This is a genomic window from Mesorhizobium sp. B1-1-7 (genome assembly GCF_006442705.1).
GTDB classification, from domain to species: domain Bacteria; phylum Pseudomonadota; class Alphaproteobacteria; order Rhizobiales; family Rhizobiaceae; genus Mesorhizobium; species Mesorhizobium opportunistum.
In genome coordinates, this window is sequence record NZ_VFWQ01000011.1 from 1 (window position 1) to 19,284 (window position 19,284).

Here is a 19,284-nt window from a genome sequence, read left to right on the forward strand (position 1 = left end):
GACGAACACAGTCTGGATGTTGGTATCCTGCGCTGAAAGGCCGAGCATCAATGTGCTTTTTGAGATAGCCAGATCTAGTAGCTTTCCAGCGATGACGAGATTTTGTGCCTTGCCAGCCCATCCGTCGATTTGAGACTGCCGACCGACGATCCGTGAACGGTAGACAGGTTCATTTTGACCTGCCAGCGCGGCGCAGCCGTGGAATTTGTAGAGCCGCGCCCTTCGCACATTCTGTTGGACGTCAGTCGGGATGACCCTGACCTGCAGCACTACTGAGTTTGGGCCGTCGGCAACGCGCATCGCTTTCTCGATTAGGTCGTCCCAATTTGCGCTCGCACAATCCGACGCGACGCCTTCCATGATTAAAGCCGCAAGCCCGAGATGTTCGGGGCCGGGCGTCGTCGCTGGGTTGGCATAGCGCTCGACCAACTTGACGCCATCCCATACCAAGTAGTCCACCTTCTCCGTGCTCGGAAACTGGTCCAGCATCACGGCATATCGATCGACGAGCTGCTGCTTGATCTGTTCAATAGGGCCCCACGTCGCAACAGGCTTCGAAATATCGATCGCAGCTTTTTGCAAGACGTCCAAGGTTACCAAGGCGAGAATATTATCCAAGCTGGCGCGGAAAACACAGTCCGCGTTGTCTGGATCAACCTTGGAGCGGACATGCTCCAAGACGGCCTCCGCGACTCCTTTCAGACCAGGCAATTTGCCAAGGGATACTCCAGCGCCGAGCCAGACAGCGTAACGATCGTCGGCAACGCCCCCAGAGAACTCACGAAGGGGCCCGTCAAGCAGGTGAATCGTATCTGAGATTGAGATTTCCCAAGCCGCGGGCATACAGTTCCATTTTCATTAAGCTGTGCGGCACACTTGGGCGTCACAGACTTTGCGTAAGGTAGTCGAGCTCAACTCCAGCACCTTGCAATATCAATTCGCAATTCTCAAGTGGCGATAAGCCACTTGACTTCGAACCGGGAATATTCGCCAATCACATAGCAGCCGGAGGCTGCTCCGGGTCGGAATACATTTAACGACCTGCCGGTTTTGGTAAGGCACCACCACATCCGGCCCTTGCTCGGTCGTCAGCATGGTGAACGAAGGCGGCTTACTGCCGTCGCCTTCCTTCCACAAGCCGGCGATGGCCATAAAGGAGGAGCCGTCCGTTCACCGAAAATCGATGCTCGCCTTGGGATACTTCGTTCCTGTGAACTCGGTTATGTGGACGTGCAACGTCTTTTTGACGCCTACGGTTTATGGCGAAGTTCGCCGTGCGAAGCCATTCAAAACGAGCGCAGCACGGCGGACCTTCACCCTAAAGAATTTCTGCTTTCGACCCCTCTGCTGCCTTTGCGGTGCGCAACGGCAAGGCGCAACTATGACCCTTCTCAGACGATACTCACGGCCAGATCAAGGGTCCCGATTCCGTAATTAGCGGAGGGCAACCCATGATCGGTGCGCTCCCGCACACCACGGTCCTTTGGCGGCGTCCCCACCATCTTCAGCGCCATCAGGATCGCCTCGGTCACCTGCCTTTGGGCCGCAGCAGCTCGCGAAGCGCTTCCGATCACCTTATTGCCCCAATTTGCGGCAATCTACACGAAAACGATGGAAAAGACGAATTTTCCCTTCCGGGAATGGCGAACTAACAACCGTCGCTGGCGCCGCAATATCAAAGGAAATACCTGAAACAAACTGGCCGTCAGGGCATGTGTGGCCCGCTACAAACCTCGGGTCTGGGCCGAATATCGAGGTCCAAGTCTGATCCGCGTCTGTCGATCTGGCAATTCGCGCTGGCATTGCTGTAAGATCGGACTTCAATATGCTAATGTCAGTTTGAGCGTCCGCCAGTTGCTGTCTCGCATCCGCCAGAGCCTGTTCAAGTTCAAGATATTTTCCGGATTTAACAAGAAATGGGCCGATGAATGAAGCCGTATTGGTGTTCAGAGAAATGTTCAGATCGTTTTCATTGGTTGGTCGGCAACTAATTTGTGCAGCATTGTTATCTACGCGAATGTTGCGCGCGTCCCTGCCGTCAATCGAACAAGAATATCCAGCGTCTGGGTCATATCCTTGAATTGTGAGGCGGTCAGTTCCAGTTGGTTTGTAAATAACACTAATTGTAACGTTAGACCGATCTGGTGTAATTTGGACTGTAGAAAACAAACCGAATTGTGAAGATTGGGCAAGCACGCAATCGCGCCACGCGTTAACAGCGTGTTCTGCAATCAGGTCAAAATTTCTTGAAAAGTAGGTTATGAGAAGAGATCTATCTGTTCTTAAACAGATTTGATCATAGTTCTCGCTTGCACTATGGCTTGTCGTGTCCCAATTTCCATTGCCAGTGCCTTTAAACATTCCTTCAAACGCATCAGCGTCGGAAGTCCATTTCGCAGCTTGGGTTTTTGCGTCATCGTTCGAACTCCATCGAACTGAGCAAACAGCGTCTGCAGCATTTGAAGTCAGACCTGACTTCACGCCATGCGAGTGCACGTCAAACGCTCGCTGAGCAATAACCATATCACAGATGCTTTCAGCAAAACTTGGTCCAGTAACGAAGAGGACGCCCACAGCACAGCATACGAGCGATCCAAGGGATTTAAGCGTCGGTAACATCTTCTGCCTCATTCAGTTGCAGATCTGCGCTCACGATGTCCAAAGCATAAGTTGGTGCTAATATTCTACCGATTTCTTGATCCGCACAAGTAGCAAAATCACGCGACGGCGCAGCGGCTGACATCTGCCGCTCGTTTTAGCGCTAATTGAACGCATGGAGTAGTTGGGCGAATGGAAAAGCCGCGCCGACCGGGAGCCAGGCGGGGCGTTCTGGATCGGCCTTTGGGATGTCAATGATCTGAAAGGATCGGCTTCAATGTGGGGCCTTCTTTGATCCAGTGCTGATATAAATGTGACGGGACTAGACTTTGGAAATCAAGGCAGACGCCGCGCGGTTCTGTTTCGCTTTCGGAAGGGCGGCAAGCGTTACCTTTGACTTACCCGTTTTAAGTATCGATCGGTTTTCGTGAGCATTGAAAAATTCCCGCCTCAGCGATGCGACTAGGTCACGTTAATGTGAAGCACTATGCTAGTATGAATTATTTTCGTGAAAAGTTAACATCGCCACGCTAATCTTGTGGACGAGGTGGGTTGAATGTCTTCTTACTTTTTTTCATGCAACGGGATCTGCAACGGTCCGGTGAGGGTCGAAGCGACCAACGTAAATTATGCGAAGAGCTATGCCGAAGCCGAGTGCGGCGGCGAGTGCATCTATTTGGGATGCGAGCCAAGGGGGCTGTGTGACATAGGGGCAGATGTAACGGAGGGGCAACGCAATTTCATTGCGACGGATGAATTAAAAAAAAGCGCCAGGTTGATCGAGGCGCCCGGGTGGGTTCTTTCAGTTTCACTCGCTGAAGTCGCGCCCGCCAATGACGTTACTTATTTCATCTACTATATGGGACGTTATGACGGCCAGCCAAACGACCAAATCATATTCGGTGTGAGCCCTCAACGAACAGTCCCGGATGCCGCCAGCCATGTGTCGAGGGCGCTGGGAGTGCCAGTTAACAAAGTTCACATCTGGGGGCTTTCTTGGAACCGATATCCAATGAAGGCGGCTGATGGCCTCGTCGTAATTCCCGTATAGCCTCCAACGGAACCATCGTCGGAAGTCTGACGACTGCGTCCAGTCGCCCCCCCCTTAGACGTGGCGTTGAAAGAGGCCCATCCCTGCGCGAGGCGAGAGGGACAATCTTTCGCCAAGGTGCGGCACGCACGCCAGCTTGCAGCGATTCCGAAGCGGCTTGTGTTCGTTACGCTCGCGGCGCTACGCAATCCGCCGGTGCCGTCACGGAGATCGAGATATGTCGTGGCGGAACCTGACGAGGCAGCGGACCGACCTCCGAGTAGTTGAGAGGCTAGGTTGTTTCGCTCGGCCCAACTGGAACTCCCAGCCGACGCCGAAAGAAGACGGACAAGATCGCCAACGTTGCTACACCACCTGCGGCGAGCGGCAGTCCGTAAACACAAAGCGGTGTCCATGACCTTGGGAACAATTCGACGCCGTCCGCACATGGATGTCGCCGGAATCAGCCTTTCGAAGTCGCATCTGTCTCTGCTCCTTGGCTGCGGGCGCCCACAGGAGGTTCGTTTCTGAGCCCTTGTAGAAATTCTGAGTATTCTGCTCGCAGATGTCACCGGATTCTGCTTCGCCTATACAGCGGACGAAGCGGGCGATTTGAAAGCTTTCGCTTCCTACGCACTTGTATCAAGCCCCCCGTAACCAGACCACAGGGATACGCGAGTGCCAATGATCACCATGGCGTCGCCTTGGCTGCCCGATCCTGCGTCTTGGCGTTTCGGCCAGGTCGGGAAGCCCCGATGCAAGCCACCGCTAAGAACTCTTTGGAGCACTACAATAGCTTATGCGAAATCGCTTCTTCAATTTCCGCAATATCTCCAAATCTCCTTCGCACTTCGGAAATGGCATCGTCCGTAGCTTGCACCTGCACACGCTTTGGATCTGAGCTTCCGATCACGTCAACGCCGTTCACCATTCCCACCTGCTCCGAAAGGCTCCCCTGCTCAGGGAGAACTGCGCCACGCCTCAGCGAGACTACGAAATGCCTCTGATCGCGATCTGGATCGTTTAAGACCTCTCTCACCATTTAATCGGCTTCCACATATCAACTGACTCGTGGGACCCCCATTCCACCCAGGGTGGACGCGACCCCGATGGAGACAAAAGCCGCCGAAAGCAGTTCTCGAGCGTAGGCGGCGCGTTCGCTATTTCTACCAAGCGAGCCAAGGCGCACTGACCTGCTAAGAAGCACTGCAAGAGCCGCTGCCACCGCCGGGCTTGCCATGGAACTACCGTCCTTCGCGCAGTAGCCGGCCATACTGGGGTCTCGATTTAACGCGGTGGAGATAATGCCAACCCCGCCCGCGATAGAGTCTATCTCCACACCTCGGCTGCTAAACTGCGGAACAAACAAATCGCTATTTTCCCCATTGCCATTGATGTCGCTCTCTGCCGCGGCAGCTAGGGATCCCACCGGCGCCCAATCTCTCTTTCCAGCTGCAGATACTGCCACTACCTCCGAAAATGCTGCGGGCCAGTTCACTGCACGACCATCGTTTCCGGCCGCGCACACGCACAACACGCCGTGATCAATCGCGTTCAAAACCGCATCATGCACGATGGTAGATGCCTCAGTCGCTCCCAAACTTAGGTTAATTATATCTACACCGTGCGTCTCAACCAGAAAATCGATAGCCGAGGCGATATCGCCTTGATTTACGTCGCCCTCATCCGGAACCACACGAACCGAGACGACGTGCGCACCGGGAGAGATGCCGCCGAATTCGGTAGAGACCTTCGGACGGGCCGTTATGATTCCGCAAACGTGCGTTCCATGACTTTGAACATCAACTCCAGCGCTGAAATATTGGCCGTTCATGAACTGGCCAGCATCCGTGACGTGACCCAAATATGGGTGAGCGCCAATACCGCTGTCCACAACGCCGATGACGATACCGTTTCCTGCCTGAGGGCCGTATTCTGTGAGTCCAATCAGACGATGCCACCATCCAACATAGCTTGTTGCTGTCGGGAGTGAAGGGCAATCTATTTTGAATTGCACCCCGGTCGGATTAGTTACGACCATGGGCCAAAATCCTTCAACCGGCGCCACTATCAGCGCTGCAGCCGACCAAAACGGCTCGAAACTGAAGGAGCCTCTCCCAGTGATGTCGGTTACGGCAGCCAATCGCCGTTCAGCATCTCCAAACCGGAGCACAAGAGTTAGCTCGGCCCCCTGTATTACTGCGCCAGAACCCGACACAACCACTACTATGGATTGCGCAGCCGCCAACCTGTTGTCCGCATGGGGATCTTGCACTCCTCCGACGCGATCGACAAGCAACTTATGCGGAATAAGGGGCTCGATCAAAACATCAGAACCAAAGGAACGAGCGGCAGCCGCAACGTCCTCTGGAGGTGCCTCGAATATAACAACCCTACGTCCGGACTCAGATGGATGGTTTGCAGTCTGGCCAACCACGTTTGACTTGCCGAGCAAGCTCACGTCAAAGTCGCTCAGCATGACAGCACTAGCCGCTGCTTGCTGAGATGGAGGACGCCCGGCACGCCGGTTCGTCATAACAAAGGTTGGCATGCCTATTACCTCGCGTCTCCCGCAAAACCAAACGTCTCGACCGGAGCAATCGCCTCTGCGACGAATATAGCACGAGATAGCTGTTCTGAGTGAAGCACTCGCTCAAGCCCAGCCCTCATGGATGGGGCTACCAGATCCTCACACAACTGGCAAATGTCATCTTTCGGATAAAAAGCCCGTAATTTAGATCTGTCTTGTGAAGGTAATTGGTCTGCTAGAAACTTAGGCCCAAGCACGCGCATCGCGCGAACGAAGTTCGATGATTTTCCATCATCCAGTATCGCGGACAACTTCTTTTCACGAATGTTACCAATCTTCAGATAGTTCCCGTCCGTCCTACTGGCAGTGACTGTGTTCGCGCACGCAAGCACGTCGCCATTCTCCATCACGACGGGCCTGTTTATCACGTCACACCTCCCAGGCGGTAGTTCTCTCAAATCCGGCCGCCAGTATGCCTCCTTTAGCGCACTCGCTCTGCCTCCCGGTTCAACCGGAACGACGACGAACTCCATCTGACTAAGCAAATCGGTGCCAAAACTGTTTTCTAGCTCCTTAACGTATTCAGTTCGAAGGCCAGCTTCAGTGCAAACCGTCACCTTAATTCGTATGCCCAGCGACAACGCCACCGCTATTCCGGTCCTTAGGTGGCGGGTATCCAGGAACTTCTCGTGGAATGTATCTGCGCTAAAAATAAGCTGCGTTACTCCGGGCATACTGCGAAGCAGGAGTTCCGCCTTGCTAACTTGTCTACCCCAAAAGCCATTCGTATTCACGGCCACCGGAATCCTCGCCAGGTTGCCAATCGCCGCGATAGCGCGGATATCGTCGGGAAATAAGAAGGGTTCGCCTCCACTCACATGGATTGCCATTATGGCCCCCGCGTTCGCGAGGTCAGCGAATTGAGGAAGCAATGTAGCAAGGTCGACCCGAGAACGCTCCTGCGGTCCGCTATTAACACAGCAGTGCGCGCACCGCATGTTACATCGGTTCGTTAGATAAATCCCCAGCACGCCATGCAGAACCTGGTAATACTCCTGCACTGGAGCTAATCGCTCTTCGCCAGATGATGCAGAACTACGCACCTGAGACGCTCCTTGGCGCCCTGTCCATTAAAGTTCGGGTATTGCTCTCCGCCAAATCCTCATAAATGCCGCACATCTGGGAGATCGTTGAAATTCCGCTAATGCACATCAGATTCATAAGATGGGGAGGAATGGAGAGGTTATTCAGAAAGACGTCAAGGTCGTCCTTATGGATCGGGTCAAGCTTAGCATGCAGCAATGCAGTTCTAAGCGCTTCAGTCGGAATATTGTGCCTCGTATTTAAAAGTTGTATGCCCTCTTCGGTTGGAGGGTATCCTTCAATCGCCCCAATATACCCAAAAAGAGCGAGGGGATGATAGTGATGAATCCAATAGTATTGAGCTCCGACCATCTGCGCAACACGAAAAGGCGGGCCTGACGCGTAAATCGCGTCGCGGTCATATCCAATCTTCGCTAGATCCTCAAGAAGCCATTCATCGTGATGACGTTCTTCGCGTATATGGCGTTCTAAATAAGGGGCCAAGTAGTGAGTGAGTTTGTCGGAGGCATCGGCCTCGTGGACCTTCCGGAGCGCACTCTCCATTAGGGGAACGCTCGCACAAATCGTAAAGTATAGAGCTCGGCCGTATTCAGGAAAAACTTCAGCATAGTCCGGTCGTGATAGCAGCCGGCCATAAGCGTCCTTCATGGCAGGGAAGGCCAAATCAATTCGCCTGCGGAATTCGACACTCGGCGGGAGATCGTTCATGTGGATACAATCTAAAGGGAAGGGTGGCGAGTGGTTATCGCCACCCCGCCACAGGGCTAGAAGAAAAAACCGCCGTCGAGTGGAACTGCCTTTCCTGCGCCAGTTTTCTTGATGAGGCTAGCAACCGCTTTGAGTTCTTCAGGTGTTGCCTTCCCGAGGGCATCGAGCCTGTCCGCTGGCACCTTAGATACATCAATCCCCTCTTTTTTGAGGGCGTCTATGACTTCCTGTCTAGTCATTGTTGGTTCCTCCAAAAGTCTACGCTCGAAAAGATATCATTCTTAACACTTTGAAGATAGCTAAATTAGCAAATTTCGACGGTTTCGCATTTCGATCGCGACGGGACGTTCGGCGCTTGGTGGCACAACTTTTATGGCGTGGAAAGAAAAATGCTTCACCGGGCGAGGCTTTAGCCGATCAGCGTGTCTAGACTGCAGGCTGTTGAAGGAGTGTCCAGCTTGGCTTTGAGGACCACTTTATCGCTGTTGTGTGTGGATCTGATCTGGCCCGAGTCGTCATGAGCTTTCAACAGAACGGTCACCAGTGACCTGGCCCATCTTGTCGGAGCCGGCCCTGCGAAGAACACCACGTAGGGCCTATAGCTGAGATCGAGACCCGGCTTGTAGGGCGCCAAACGGCGGCCTCAGCGTGGTTGTCTGCCTGGTCGAGATGACCGCGATCTCAAAGATCGCCTTCGACAATCCGCCGGCGGCCGATCAGCTGGCAGTTCGTCGGCGCACTTATGGTCGAGGCGCCAGTAACTTCCCCAACCGCACGAGATTGGAGGCGGCGCTGCTGAAGGTGAAGGCTCGTCCGACGGGGTTGCGGCCACGCACCTTCGTTCTTCCGATGCCCGGCGACCGTCTTGGTCTAGCTTGGCTCCTTGCCCCGCCCCTTGCGGTAGGACCTGGCTTCGGGATCGGCGGTCGAGTTATGCGTCTGCATCGGCCGATTTCGACCGTGGAAGTCCGCTCGGAGCTGCATCCGCCGTGTGCGGGTTCTCCCTCCTCCAGCAGCCGGGATTCTTCAAGAACACTGAATGGTCCTCATGGTCGGAGCGAACCGTGAACTCGGGAATGTCACGAGCCCTTTCAACAGCCTGCTAGAGCGCTTCAGGTTTTAACGGAAGCATAGCCTGCGTTTACGAAGTAGTTTCTGCATTCGTTGGGTTCGATGGTTGATACGAGGTGGCCGAGATGTCGCCATGTGTCATCGATGGTTCGCTTCTGGGCCGCTCGCATCCAGTGTTTGATCTTGGCGAAGGCTTGCTCGATCGGATTGAGATCGGGCGAGTATGGCGGCAGATACCAGAGCCTGGCGCCTGCGGAGCGGATCATCTGCCGGATAGCAACGGACTTGTGGGAGCCGAGATTGTCCATGACGACGATGTCGCCGGGCTGGAGCACTGGCACGAGCTGCTGTTCGGCATAGGCGCGGAAGCTCTGGCCGTTGATTGGTCCATCGAAGACGCAAGGGGCAGCAAGACGGTCGAGCCGCAGGGCGCCGAGGAAGGTCAGCGTGCGCCAGTGGCCGTGTGGGGCAAAGCCGCGCAGGCGTTTGCCGCGCGGTCCCCAGCCCCGCAGCGGAGCCATGTTGGTCTTGATCCAGGTTTTGTCGATAAACACCAGCCGTTCCGGATCGAGACCCGCCTGCCAGGAGCGCCAGCGTTGGCGTCGCCGCGCGATGTCGGCGCGAGCCTGTTCAAGGGCGAACAGCGTTTTTTTTTGAACCGCAACCCCTCGCGCCGCAGGAAGTGCCATACCGTGTCGTGCGAGACCTTCACACCGCGTGCGGCAAGTTCGTCCTTCAGGCCGTGTAGCGACAGATGCGGCGTCTGGTTGATCCGCTCCACGATGAATGCCCGGTGCGGCTCCAGAACACGCTTGCGGTGGCCGCCCACTTTACCCGGCGCCACAGACCCATTCGCCCGATAGCGCGGCGACCACTTCACCGCCGACGAGACCGCAATGCCAAAACGAGCGGCTACCGAGCGGCAGCTCTCGCCGGCCTCGATCGCTCCAACAACACGCTCACGAAGATCGAAATGGGAGCCGTCATGAGATGATAGCCTCGGATCCAGCCAGCATCTTGAATCACAAAATCACTCCGACCGGAATCCCACAGATTCAGTCAAAATCTGAACCGCTCTAGGCGAAATTTGAGCCCATGCAAAACGGCTTCGCGGAGAGCTTCAACGGCCGGTTTCGCGACAAACGCTTGAACGAAACGCTATTTTCCATCCTTGCGGAAGAGCGTGCGGCGATCAGGCTCTGGCAGTAGGACTGCAACCGGAGCAGACCACCCATCGCTGGGCAACATCACGCCCTGCGAATTCGCCATAAAAATATCGCTAGAAAAACAGACCGCACATAGGCCAGAAACAAAGCCCCGGACTCGCGCCAGAGAGGACAAGGGTCTTTGGTCAGCCACCTAGGCGCCTGTCTAAGGCTGCTACTGCGGTGCACTTCTCCGTCTTCGTTTGGAAGAAGCTCGCGAATTCGTTCTTTTTGATATCGCCGAGGCTGGGACCGTCAGTGACTTCACGGCCGCTCCAGCGAGGATTGGCAGAGCGGTCGACGCGTCGGGTTCCATGACTGGGAGGATATGTGTGATACGGTCAGCCTCAATCTTCTTGTAGAGGTCAGTGGGTGATAGTTTGCCGAGATCCTGCAAATCGCGGTAATTCGCGAGAAAATCGAGGATGCTTGGTCTCAGTGGCGCAATCTTGCCTGCAGCACGCGCTTTGAGTCTCCGCTCCAAGTCTAGCTTGGTCAGTTCAATAGCGTGCTTTCGCCACTCAACTTCGCGGTCCTGCTTGTCGCGGGCTCCCAAGAACGGAGTGACCACTAGTCGTCCAACGATCGCGGCGATGATCGCAGATGCGATGACACCAAATGCACCCGAAAGTGCAACGATCGCCGACAATGTCGTCGGACTAAGCTTGCTTAACTCGGTGAACAAATCGCTCATATGTGGCTAGGCTGCGCCGAAAGCGTCGCGGCTACCGGAGTCCGTGTTCAGAACTCGAATGCTTCGTTCTACCGCATCGCTGAACGGGCCTTTTAGGACGACCACAAGCGTGGTGTCCCCGCTCCAATCCGGCATACGCATCTGCTCGTGGCACGGCGGATCAGGACATTCGCTGGCATAAATCAACTTGCCGTTGATAAAGGCTTCGATGCGAATGCCCTTTTCTTCCCCCGCGATTGAAAAAGCAAAACTCTCACCGGCAATCGGAGGCAAACTGAACAACAAGTCCATGTGGCAGTCATCCGGCGGTGCCGGCCCCCCAAATCTCACGACAGAAGGACAATAACGCTCATAATCAACGCACACTAGCAGAAATGACAACCAGTCGCTCTACAATACCCGCCAGTGTCTGCTGTCGCAACGGATACCCGTATCGCATCTTGCGCCTCGCTGAGCCATCCGCACGAAACAACTGCCATTCAACGGCTTTCGGTTGGCTTTCTGAAAAAATATGCTCGCAGCACCACCACACGGCCGTGGACCACAGGAGGACTACTCAAATCCCAGCTGGTATTTTTCATCCCAGCTATGGGCTTGGCGATAGCTGGCACTGCCGTGGCCATCTGGGGGTGGTGGCTGGTGGCGTCATGGCAATTGGAGGCTTGATCGCAAACGCTTTGGGGATGAACAACAGAATCGAGCGCTTCGAAGGGAACAAGGCTAAGTAGGTTGATGCGCGACGTCGCCGCCGAAAATCCGTAAATTAGAGCGATTGTCTAGCCATTTTGTTGTCCGTCACAATGTTACAAAACTTCACGTAGGAGGTTGATTGCATTAGTATAACCGAGAGTTCGTAACTCGCCACAAGGGCTCACGAACCAGAAAAGGAAGCGCAGCATATCGTCCTTCCTAAAGCTCAAAGACCTGAGGTGGTCCAACAAGTATACGTTGGCCAAGCTGAAGCTTCGGAAGAAGCCTGTGGATTTAATGATCAAAGGTGACGCCGACCTGGTCGACGACATTACTGCCCATCAGTCGAGCGCTTAGGTTAACAAAGGTTCGCATGAAACAGCCATGGCTGGATAGCCTATATGGCTGTTATTCCTACCTGACCTGCGAGGGGACGGCTTTGATGGCGCCGGGGTGATCTTCAGGAGGTCTTTTTTTGCCCGCAGGGCAGCGTAGCCGGTCGCCGGCAACGTCGTCATTCCCACTATTCTATCGATGAAAGGACTGTCGGATTCGTTGGTTTCCAGCCAGACCCATACATTGTCGAGCACGGCCATTCTGCGGTGATCACCACCGCCAGCGAAGCGCGCAGCGTTGGTCCCCGACATCCCAATAAGCGGGTCTGAAATAGACCGCATTGCATGAGAAACATAAAGTCTCTCGAGCAGGTTGGCTGTTTCGGATTTATCCGGTGCGTCCGGGACGTTCTCCGTAGGCTTCTCAGCCGCCAGGATGCGTTCGTTTCGAGCACTGACCGCTCCTTAAACGCAGCCATTCGGGCGTCAAGAGCCTCCTCAGCTTTGGCGTGCTTGGCGATGCGGAGAGAAAACAGGTAACGGCTCGCCAATGCCCAAACGCATAGCACGCACAGAGCGCCTACGAAGATAGAAAGGCGTGCTCATCGTTGGAACACCTGAGAGAGGATCTCTCGACCCACCCAATGTAGGACAGCAGCAGCTCCCAGGCAACTTAGGGTGGCTACGACCAACCCCCCGTCCTGCAGAGCTGCCAGCAAAGAGGTGTGGTAGAGGAAGCCAACTCCAGGGCCGATCAAACCCAACGTCACTGCGGATGTGGACATGCGATCAAAAGCGTTGGCGGAGAATTTCGCCAGCTCGCGTTCCCGCTTCTTCTTGAGCCTGGCCGCTTCCGCCTCGATAGCTGCTTCCTCGGTCGCGAGTTCCTGAATCTCGTCTTCCGTAGCCGTGCTTCTTACTGCTCGGAGCCTCTTCGGAGTTCGGTTGCGTTCCCAGTGTTACCCTTGCCCGTAAGTTTCCTTCCCTTGCTGTTGTTGTCCGCTCGGGCTTCTCTTGCCGCGGTTCTGTCGGATCGTCTGCCACCTAAGTCTCCCCACCGTCGTATGACAAGGTGGTGGCCTAGAACTCGATTCCGGGAAAGCTGTTCAGGCGTGCCAGCCTCGAGATGGACGATCGCATCGAGGATGGTGCGATAGAGGTGAGGGCTGTCTTTCTCGGCCATTGCAACGTAGCATAGCCTCAGGCATGAGCGCGCATCGCCGCCTGCTTGGCGTCATCAGCTTCAAGCTCGATGAAAGGTAGACACTCGGTATAGGGTCATTTCTTCCTCGGCCGCTTGTGAGAGACGCCGTTGTTGGCGGGTTTTCGATGCCATAGGCTCGCACGCCGTCGGCGGTCCGAGCGGAGACGATATAGATCCGCGCAGGGATTGAGCCACCAGGCGCTTCCAGTCGTCGCTGCTCAGCGACTTGAGGGCCTTTCGCTGCGCTTTGGATAGATGCTTGCGTTCTGCGTTGTGCTCGGCGTTCATTCGGTGCGGTCCTGTAGGCTGGCGTCAGCTTAGGCGGGAGTGGTTTTTTCGAGGGCTTACCATCGTATCCTTGCAGCCAGGCGCCCTTTAAGTCTCGCCCGCGACCTCGAAGTCGATCTCTTCGAAGCATTTGGTCTTGACTCACGTTGAAATGGTTCCCAAGTGGCAAACGTGCCTTAGCTAGCGCCCATGAATAGTTCAGGCGAACGCGCAGCCTCAAACTGCTCAGGATGGCGATCGATGCGGTCTGCCCTGCCGGCGTGCTGCCGAGCGAAGAATGGGTGACGGTTCTATAGCCCCGAGCCCGTGCATGAGGGCGAGGCCTTGGCAAAAGCCATCATCGAGACGGTGGAGCGGCTGGCAGCAGCTCAGTCGTCGGCCAAAACCCCACCGCCATGAACATCAGGACCACGGCTATCACCAGGATCCGCACCAGCGCCTATTTCTTGGTATAGGGGAAGGGCAGTTTGTCCATGAAGTTCTTGGTCGCCTTGATGGCTTCCTCGTCGCCAAGGTTGTTGAACTGGACCAGCTCATCAACCTCGATGGTGAACACCTGGTTGGTGAGGCGAATGTAGAGTTTCTCTCGGTCCTGCGCCACCTGAAGCTCGTCGCTTTTTGGCATCTTGTCCAGCATCGCGTTCGCGATCAATTTGTAGGTTTCATTACGACTTGTCATTTAGGAGTTTTCCTTGAATTGCTGATGATCGGTTTGCGGATCGGCTGCTTCTTCTCGGCATATGCGCGCAGTTTGCGGATAGCCGGCCCTGTCTGGGCGAAGGTGATCATTACGGCGGTCTCATCGTCGCCAGGCGTCCCGTAGACATTGAGAACCTCGCCCGACTCCGAGACCATTACCGCCGGGCAGTGTCGCTCGATCAGGGTCTTGATCGTTTTTCTAACCGCCGTCGGTGTCATGATGGTCTCCCGCGCATGCTCAAAGCCAATGGTTAGCTATGGTCTCAAGTCGCGTTGAGCAAGCCAGTTGTCCAAAAGCTCAATGTTTACCTTGGCTTCGCTGGGTTCGTCGGCGAACGCCTCGTCATATTCCGCTCTGCCGCCGGTATCGGAAACGCCCGCACAGATTTTGCCATGTCTTCGGCGCCAGCACGAGGGCGGCGGCACTGCTTGTCATGGCCCGGCTATTTCGCCGGCTTGGTCCAAGCCCCGATGACAGCCTTGGTCATCATCCTGGAAATAACCGGCAACTACGATAATGTCATTGCACTGATGCTTGCGTCGATGTTGGCTACGGCATCGCACGCATGATCTCACACGAGCCGCTCTGTGACGCCCTGTCGCGGGTGTTTATCGCAGAAGCCATCAGGCAGCGCAGGGTAGAGGCCGTTCCGAATTGATTGAGACTGCGGTCATTTTTGTGGTCGTCGTAATGTTACAAAATGATCAGTAAGTCATTGAAATAATTGATATCGCGGAGAGTTCAATCCTCTCTGGCAACACTGCGGCATAGAACCAGAGCTTGAACAAGAATGCTGCAAATCAACGAGGTGTTTCTCGTGGCCGCCGGACATCGGCGGGCTTAAGTGGCCGTAACAATTCGTGAAAATAGCCCATCGACTTATTGCTATAACCTCAAAGATGTTGAGGTTGCTCACCCCCACTCAAGCTGCTGAATTCCTCGCCGTCACTCCGAAGCACTTGCTCGAGCTGACGAACGAAGGCGCTGTGCGCTGGGTGAACATTGGTCTTGAAGGCAAGAGGCCCACCCGTCGCTATAGACAAGACGACCTTGCCGAGTTCATTGCAAAACGGAGCCAAAAGGCATGCCGGTATACCGAAAGCACGGCAAACCAGAATACACCTATGATTTCCAATTTCTCGGTCGTCGATTTTCCGGTCCCACGGGCACGAGCAACAAGCGCCAAGCGGAACGCATCCTAGATCAGAAGCGACAGGAAGCGCGGAGCAAGCTGAAGACGGCTGCAAGCTTCACTGCCGAAGGACCAATGTCACTCGAGATAGCTGCTTCCCGCTATTGGCTGGAGGTGGGGCAGCACCTGGCTAATGCCGATAACTACTACCGCTTTCTCGGGTGGCTCCTCGATCATTTTGGCAAGCATGTCACGCTGGACCGGATCTCGGACTCCTTGGTGGCTGCAATGGTATCGCAGAGGCGCAGCAACGGCGTCAGTAACGCCACTGTCAATCGCACCGCTACAGTTCCTCTGCGCGGCATCATGACCCGAGCGAAGAAGACCTGGAAGGTCCCGGTCGGTGATATTGACTGGAGCAGGCATATACTCAAAGAGCCGAAGGAACGCGTTCGTGAAGCCAGCCAAGACGAAGAGAAGCGCCTGCTGAATGCGATGCGCGACGACTACGCACCTGCTGTTCGGTTTGCCCTCCTAACCGGTTGCCGTCGCATGGAGATCGTCGACCTCACGTGGTCCCGTGTTGACTTCTTTGGCAGGGTGATCACCGTCACTGGCAAGGGCGATAAGACTAGGGTCCTGCCGATGACAGACGCGGTGCATGCCCTCTTGTGGGCCCTGAAGGACCACAATCCGACGTCGGTCTTCACCTACGTTGCCCGGAGAACAAACAAACGTCTCAAGCTCGTCAAGGGAACCCGCTACCCAATCACGATGGAAGGCTTCAAAACAGCCTGGCGACGCTACAGAGATAAATCAGGCGTGGAGAACTTCCGGTTCCACGACACGCGCCATACAGCGGCGACGAGAACCCTGCGCACCGGCAACATGAAGATCGTGCAGAGGATGCTGGGCCACGAAGACATCACCACCACGGCGAAATACGCGCATGCGATGATCGAAGATATGCGCATTGCCATGGAGGCAGCAAACCACACCGGAAGTCACACCGGACGAGGAAAGAAAGTCTCTAGCGGACTGAAAGATAAGAAGAAATCGGCCTGAGCCACCTTGACCCCCAGTCAAGTGCGCTACCGGGCTGCGCTACACTCCGGACCGGTCGCGATGTATCGTGATAACCCCGCTCGGGTCAACCGAAATTCGGCGTTTATTATGTTGCCGCGATCGCAGGTGTCGATGAGCGGCGCAATACCGGCCGCAACAGCCGCTGATGGCGGTATTCGAGCGCAATGGCGCCCCAGATCAGGCCTAGCAGCAGGTACATGTGGCGCCAGTGGTCGATGTCGATGAAGGTGCCAAGCCCGACATTGCCGATGAAGGCGACATAGGCGCACAAGAGATAGGGCTGCCACGGCCGGTCGCGCAGCAGGATGCGGAACCCCGCTGCTATCGTCCACAGGACGAGCGTCAGGAACGACACGAAGCCGAGCCAGCCATAGTCCATCAGCATCTTCAGCCAGATGTCGTGCGTGTCCTCGCCGAAGATCGTGCCGAAGACCAGCGGCCCGATGCCGAACGGATGCTCCATCGCCATCTGGAAACCGATCGTGTAGCGGGCGAAGCGGCCGAGACGGGCGGTGTCGTAGCTCTGTTCGAGATGTGCACGGTTGGAGAACATTTCCGACACCCCGGGCAGCTGCAGGATGACGATGATGGCGATCGTCAGCAGCAACAGTGCGGCGACGGTCATGATCACCACGCGCAGCCGGAACATGCCGCTGGCGCTCTGCAGGAACAGGCAGCCGGTGAGCAGCACCGCCGAAACCGCGAACATGCCCCAGGCGCCGCGCGAGAACGAGAAGAAGATGCCGGCGGTGATGATCAGCAGCGGCACCGCCAGCAGCGGCATGCGTGAAACCGAACCGGTCAGGATCAGGTAGAGCAGATAGATGCCGGGCAGCACCAGGAACGGCCCGAATACGTTCGGGTCCTGGAAGGCGCCGGCGGCGCGGTCGTATTTGGTGAACATCTCGGCGCCGGGGAAGGCATGGAAATAGCCGGCTATGCCGAGCAGCGAGGTCATCACGGCGGAGATCACATAGGCAATGAAAATCAGCCGGTAGAGGCCTGGCTGCGTGGCTGTCACCGAGGCGAAGAACACCGCGCTGAAGGCGAGGAACAGCGACACGGCGAGATAGAGCGGCGTGTTGGCGAGATCCGCCATCTGCGTCATCGAAATCATGCCGCCGATGTTCATCGTCACCAGCAGTACCAGCAGCGGCAGCGCCGCACGGGAGATCCTCATGCCGAAAAGAGCCCAGATAGCGATCAGCCCGGCCATGTAGAGTTCGTAGGGCGCCGGTTCGCTGATGACGAAACCGGACAGCAGGATGCCCAGCACGACCGCCCCCGAAGAGATCATCGCGATCAGCTTGGCGTTGACGGCGGCCTGTGGCAGCTCAAGGGAGGTGGCGCTCAATAGGCGTTTTCCGTGTTGAGCAGGCGGATCGGTGTCAGGAACAGGATTCTGAGATCGAACAGCAGCGACCAGTTCTCGATGTAATAAAGGTCGTATTCGGTCCGCATGCGGATCTTCTCGTTGGTATCCATCTCGCCGCGCCAGCCATTGATCTGCGCCCAGCCGGTGACGCCGGGCTTGACCTTGTGGCGGGCGAAATAGCCGTCGACCACTTCATTGTAGAGAAGGTTGTGCGACTGCGCGGCGATCGCATGCGGGCGCGGACCAACCAGCGACAGCGAGCCCAAAAGCGAGTTGAAGAACTGCGGCAATTCGTCGATCGAGGTCTTGCGGATGAAGCGGCCGACGCGGGTGACGCGCGGGTCGTTGCGGGTCACCGTCTGCTTGGCGGTCGGGTCGGAGCGATCCGTGTACATCGAGCGGAACTTGTAGACCTCGATGATCTCGTTGTTGAAACCATGCCGCTTCTGGCGAAACAGCACCGGCCCCTTGCTGTCGAGCTTGATGGCGATGGCGGTGGCCAGCATCACCGGCGAGAACACGACGATGCCGATCAGGCTGAAGATGATGTCGAAGGCGCGCTTGGCGACCGAATCCCAGTCGTTGATCGGCTTGTCGAAGATGTCGAGCATCGGCACCGAGCCGATGTAGGAGTAGGCGCGCGGGCGAAACTGCAGCGCGTTGGAATGCGCGGACAGGCGGATATCGACCGGCAGCACCCACAGTTTCTTCAAAAGCTGCAGCACGCGCGATTCGGCGGTCAGCGGCAGCGACACGATCAGCATGTCGATGCGGGCGATGCGGGCGAATTCGATCAGCTCGGAAATGGTGCCGAGCTTGGGATAGCCGGCGACGAGCGGCGGTGAGCGCTTGTCGTTGCGGTCATCGAAGATGCCGCAGATGCGGATGTCGTTGTAGGGCTGCTTCTCGACCGATCGGATCAGGACTTCCGCCGCCTTGCCGCCGCCGACGATGACGGCGCGCCGCTCCATGCGGCCATCGCGTGCCCAGCGCCGGATCAGCCTCGACATCACCAGCCTGAGACTGAAGAGGCAGACGAAGCCTACGACGAACCACGTGCCGAACAGCAGGCGTGAATAGTCCTGCGACATCTTCATGGCGAAGGCCGTCAAGGCCATCAGCGCGAAGGCACCGGCCCAGACCAGCAGGATGCGGCCGAAATTGGCGATAGGCCGCATCAGGGACACGACCTGGTAGCAGTCGGTGACGTCGAGCAGCACCACGGCCAGGAATGACGCGGCGGCGATCGTCAGCGGATATTGCCAGGCGAGATAATTGAAGAACCCGACATAGTGGAAATAGACGCAGAGCCCCGAAACCAGCAGCACCCCGAATTCGACCATGCGCAGGACACCGCTGACCATGATCGGCGACATCGTGTCCCGTCGGTACTGCGAGGCGACCTGCCGGGCAACGTCGTTCATGCCGCCGGGCGCATTGCCCTCGGCCGGAATGTCGAGTTTACGCACTGCTTCTGGTGAAAAGCGGCGCGCGGGGTCGATCTCATTCATGGAACAGTCCGCAAGCTTCCCCA

Annotated in this window: 15 protein-coding genes and 2 pseudogenes; 4 read left to right on the forward strand and 13 right to left on the reverse strand. The window is 56.3% G+C overall.

The annotated features are described in order from the left end of the window. Positions 1 to 678: SIR2 family protein (locus FJ978_RS19475; protein WP_246678167.1), on the reverse strand; the 678-nt coding region annotated here is incomplete at its 3' end. 897 nt (positions 679 to 1,575) lie between these two features. Next, the gene (locus tag FJ978_RS19485; RefSeq protein WP_140573353.1) at positions 1,576 to 2,619 is read right to left on the reverse strand and encodes a hypothetical protein; all 1,044 of its coding nucleotides are present in this window, start codon (positions 2,617 to 2,619) and stop codon (positions 1,576 to 1,578) included. Between the two features lie 535 nt (positions 2,620 to 3,154). Here FJ978_RS19485 and FJ978_RS19490 point away from each other — a divergent pair. Then, positions 3,155 to 3,649 carry a hypothetical protein gene (locus tag FJ978_RS19490; protein ID WP_140573354.1) on the forward strand — a complete coding sequence of 165 codons (495 nt, stop codon included), beginning with the start codon at positions 3,155 to 3,157 and terminating at the stop codon, positions 3,647 to 3,649. A gap of 1,039 nt (positions 3,650 to 4,688) precedes the next feature. Here FJ978_RS19490 and FJ978_RS19495 read toward each other — a convergent pair. The 5 genes from FJ978_RS19495 to FJ978_RS19515 all read right to left on the reverse strand — a co-directional run bounded on the left by FJ978_RS19495 (position 4,689) and on the right by FJ978_RS19515 (position 10,050). After that, positions 4,689 to 6,107 carry a S8 family serine peptidase gene (locus FJ978_RS19495; RefSeq protein WP_181180423.1) on the reverse strand — a complete coding sequence of 473 codons (1,419 nt, stop codon included), beginning with the start codon at positions 6,105 to 6,107 and terminating at the stop codon, positions 4,689 to 4,691. A gap of 77 nt (positions 6,108 to 6,184) precedes the next feature. Continuing rightward, positions 6,185 to 7,261, reverse strand: a complete 1,077-nt coding sequence (locus FJ978_RS19500; protein WP_140573356.1) for a radical SAM protein — start codon at positions 7,259 to 7,261, stop codon at positions 6,185 to 6,187. Continuing rightward, positions 7,254 to 7,970, reverse strand: coding sequence for an iron-containing redox enzyme family protein (locus FJ978_RS19505; protein ID WP_140573357.1), 717 nt, complete (start codon positions 7,968 to 7,970; stop codon positions 7,254 to 7,256). Before FJ978_RS19505 ends, FJ978_RS19500 begins: the two co-directional genes overlap by 8 nt. A 56-nt stretch (positions 7,971 to 8,026) precedes the next feature. After that, positions 8,027 to 8,209: a hypothetical protein gene (locus FJ978_RS19510; RefSeq protein WP_140573358.1), complete on the reverse strand. Its 183-nt coding sequence runs from the start codon at positions 8,207 to 8,209 to the stop codon at positions 8,027 to 8,029. An 873-nt stretch (positions 8,210 to 9,082) separates the two neighbouring features. After that, positions 9,083 to 10,050, reverse strand: a protein-coding gene (locus tag FJ978_RS19515) for an IS630 family transposase (RefSeq protein ID WP_140573359.1) whose coding sequence is annotated in 2 segments (ribosomal slippage) — positions 9,083 to 9,694 and positions 9,697 to 10,050 — 966 coding nt in all. Because the reading frame shifts where the segments join, the coding sequence is not laid out codon by codon here. Positions 10,051 to 10,130: 80 nt separating this feature from the next. Here FJ978_RS19515 and FJ978_RS33260 point away from each other — a divergent pair. After that, a pseudogene (locus FJ978_RS33260) lies at positions 10,131 to 10,404 on the forward strand (transposase); the annotation flags it as partial. A gap of 17 nt (positions 10,405 to 10,421) precedes the next feature. On the opposite strand, the gene FJ978_RS19525 reads toward FJ978_RS33260, so the two are convergent. From FJ978_RS19525 to FJ978_RS19540, 4 genes are all read right to left on the reverse strand, one after another. After that, positions 10,422 to 10,940, reverse strand: coding sequence for a hypothetical protein (locus tag FJ978_RS19525; RefSeq protein WP_140573360.1), 519 nt, complete (start codon positions 10,938 to 10,940; stop codon positions 10,422 to 10,424). Between the two features lie 6 nt (positions 10,941 to 10,946). After that, entirely contained in the window at positions 10,947 to 11,231 is a 285-nt protein-coding gene (locus tag FJ978_RS19530) for a hypothetical protein (protein WP_140573361.1), read from the reverse strand. A gap of 2,665 nt (positions 11,232 to 13,896) precedes the next feature. After that, entirely contained in the window at positions 13,897 to 14,136 is a 240-nt protein-coding gene (locus tag FJ978_RS19535; RefSeq protein ID WP_140573362.1) for a hypothetical protein, read from the reverse strand. Next, positions 14,133 to 14,375: a hypothetical protein gene (locus tag FJ978_RS19540; protein ID WP_140573363.1), complete on the reverse strand. Its 243-nt coding sequence runs from the start codon at positions 14,373 to 14,375 to the stop codon at positions 14,133 to 14,135. The genes FJ978_RS19535 and FJ978_RS19540 overlap by 4 nt, the downstream gene beginning before the upstream one ends. A 222-nt stretch (positions 14,376 to 14,597) precedes the next feature. On the opposite strand from FJ978_RS19540, the pseudogene FJ978_RS19545 reads away from it, so the two are divergent. After that, positions 14,598 to 14,815: pseudogene (locus FJ978_RS19545) on the forward strand (chloride channel protein); the annotation flags it as partial. Between the two features lie 426 nt (positions 14,816 to 15,241). Beyond that, positions 15,242 to 16,354 carry a site-specific integrase gene (locus tag FJ978_RS19555; RefSeq protein ID WP_140573365.1) on the forward strand — a complete coding sequence of 371 codons (1,113 nt, stop codon included), beginning with the start codon at positions 15,242 to 15,244 and terminating at the stop codon, positions 16,352 to 16,354. 106 nt (positions 16,355 to 16,460) lie between these two features. Here FJ978_RS19555 and FJ978_RS19560 read toward each other — a convergent pair whose 3' ends face one another. Next, positions 16,461 to 17,729 carry an O-antigen ligase family protein gene (locus FJ978_RS19560; RefSeq protein ID WP_140573366.1) on the reverse strand — a complete coding sequence of 423 codons (1,269 nt, stop codon included), beginning with the start codon at positions 17,727 to 17,729 and terminating at the stop codon, positions 16,461 to 16,463. Further along, positions 17,726 to 19,261 carry an undecaprenyl-phosphate glucose phosphotransferase gene (locus tag FJ978_RS19565; RefSeq protein ID WP_140573367.1) on the reverse strand — a complete coding sequence of 512 codons (1,536 nt, stop codon included), beginning with the start codon at positions 19,259 to 19,261 and terminating at the stop codon, positions 17,726 to 17,728. Before FJ978_RS19565 ends, FJ978_RS19560 begins: the two co-directional genes overlap by 4 nt. Between the last annotated feature and the right edge of the window lie 23 nt (positions 19,262 to 19,284).

Bases quoted from the DNA above. Each gene is read 5' to 3' on its own strand.
- FJ978_RS19530 (WP_140573361.1), bottom strand. From the start codon at position 11,231: ATGGACTTGTTGTTCAGTTTGCCTCCGATTGCCGGTGAGAGTTTTGCT.
- FJ978_RS19525 (WP_140573360.1), bottom strand. From the start codon at position 10,940: ATGAGCGATTTGTTCACCGAGTTAAGCAAGCTTAGTCCGACGACATTG.
- FJ978_RS19555 (WP_140573365.1), top strand. From the start codon at position 15,242: ATGCCGGTATACCGAAAGCACGGCAAACCAGAATACACCTATGATTTC.
- FJ978_RS19540 (WP_140573363.1), bottom strand. From the start codon at position 14,375: ATGACACCGACGGCGGTTAGAAAAACGATCAAGACCCTGATCGAGCGA.
- FJ978_RS19535 (WP_140573362.1), bottom strand. From the start codon at position 14,136: ATGACAAGTCGTAATGAAACCTACAAATTGATCGCGAACGCGATGCTG.
- FJ978_RS19490 (WP_140573354.1), top strand. From the start codon at position 3,155: ATGTCTTCTTACTTTTTTTCATGCAACGGGATCTGCAACGGTCCGGTG.
- FJ978_RS19485 (WP_140573353.1), bottom strand. From the start codon at position 2,619: ATGTTACCGACGCTTAAATCCCTTGGATCGCTCGTATGCTGTGCTGTG.
- FJ978_RS19505 (WP_140573357.1), bottom strand. From the start codon at position 7,970: ATGAACGATCTCCCGCCGAGTGTCGAATTCCGCAGGCGAATTGATTTG.
- FJ978_RS19510 (WP_140573358.1), bottom strand. From the start codon at position 8,209: ATGACTAGACAGGAAGTCATAGACGCCCTCAAAAAAGAGGGGATTGAT.
- FJ978_RS19565 (WP_140573367.1), bottom strand. From the start codon at position 19,261: ATGAATGAGATCGACCCCGCGCGCCGCTTTTCACCAGAAGCAGTGCGT.
- FJ978_RS19495 (WP_181180423.1), bottom strand. From the start codon at position 6,107: ATGCTGAGCGACTTTGACGTGAGCTTGCTCGGCAAGTCAAACGTGGTT.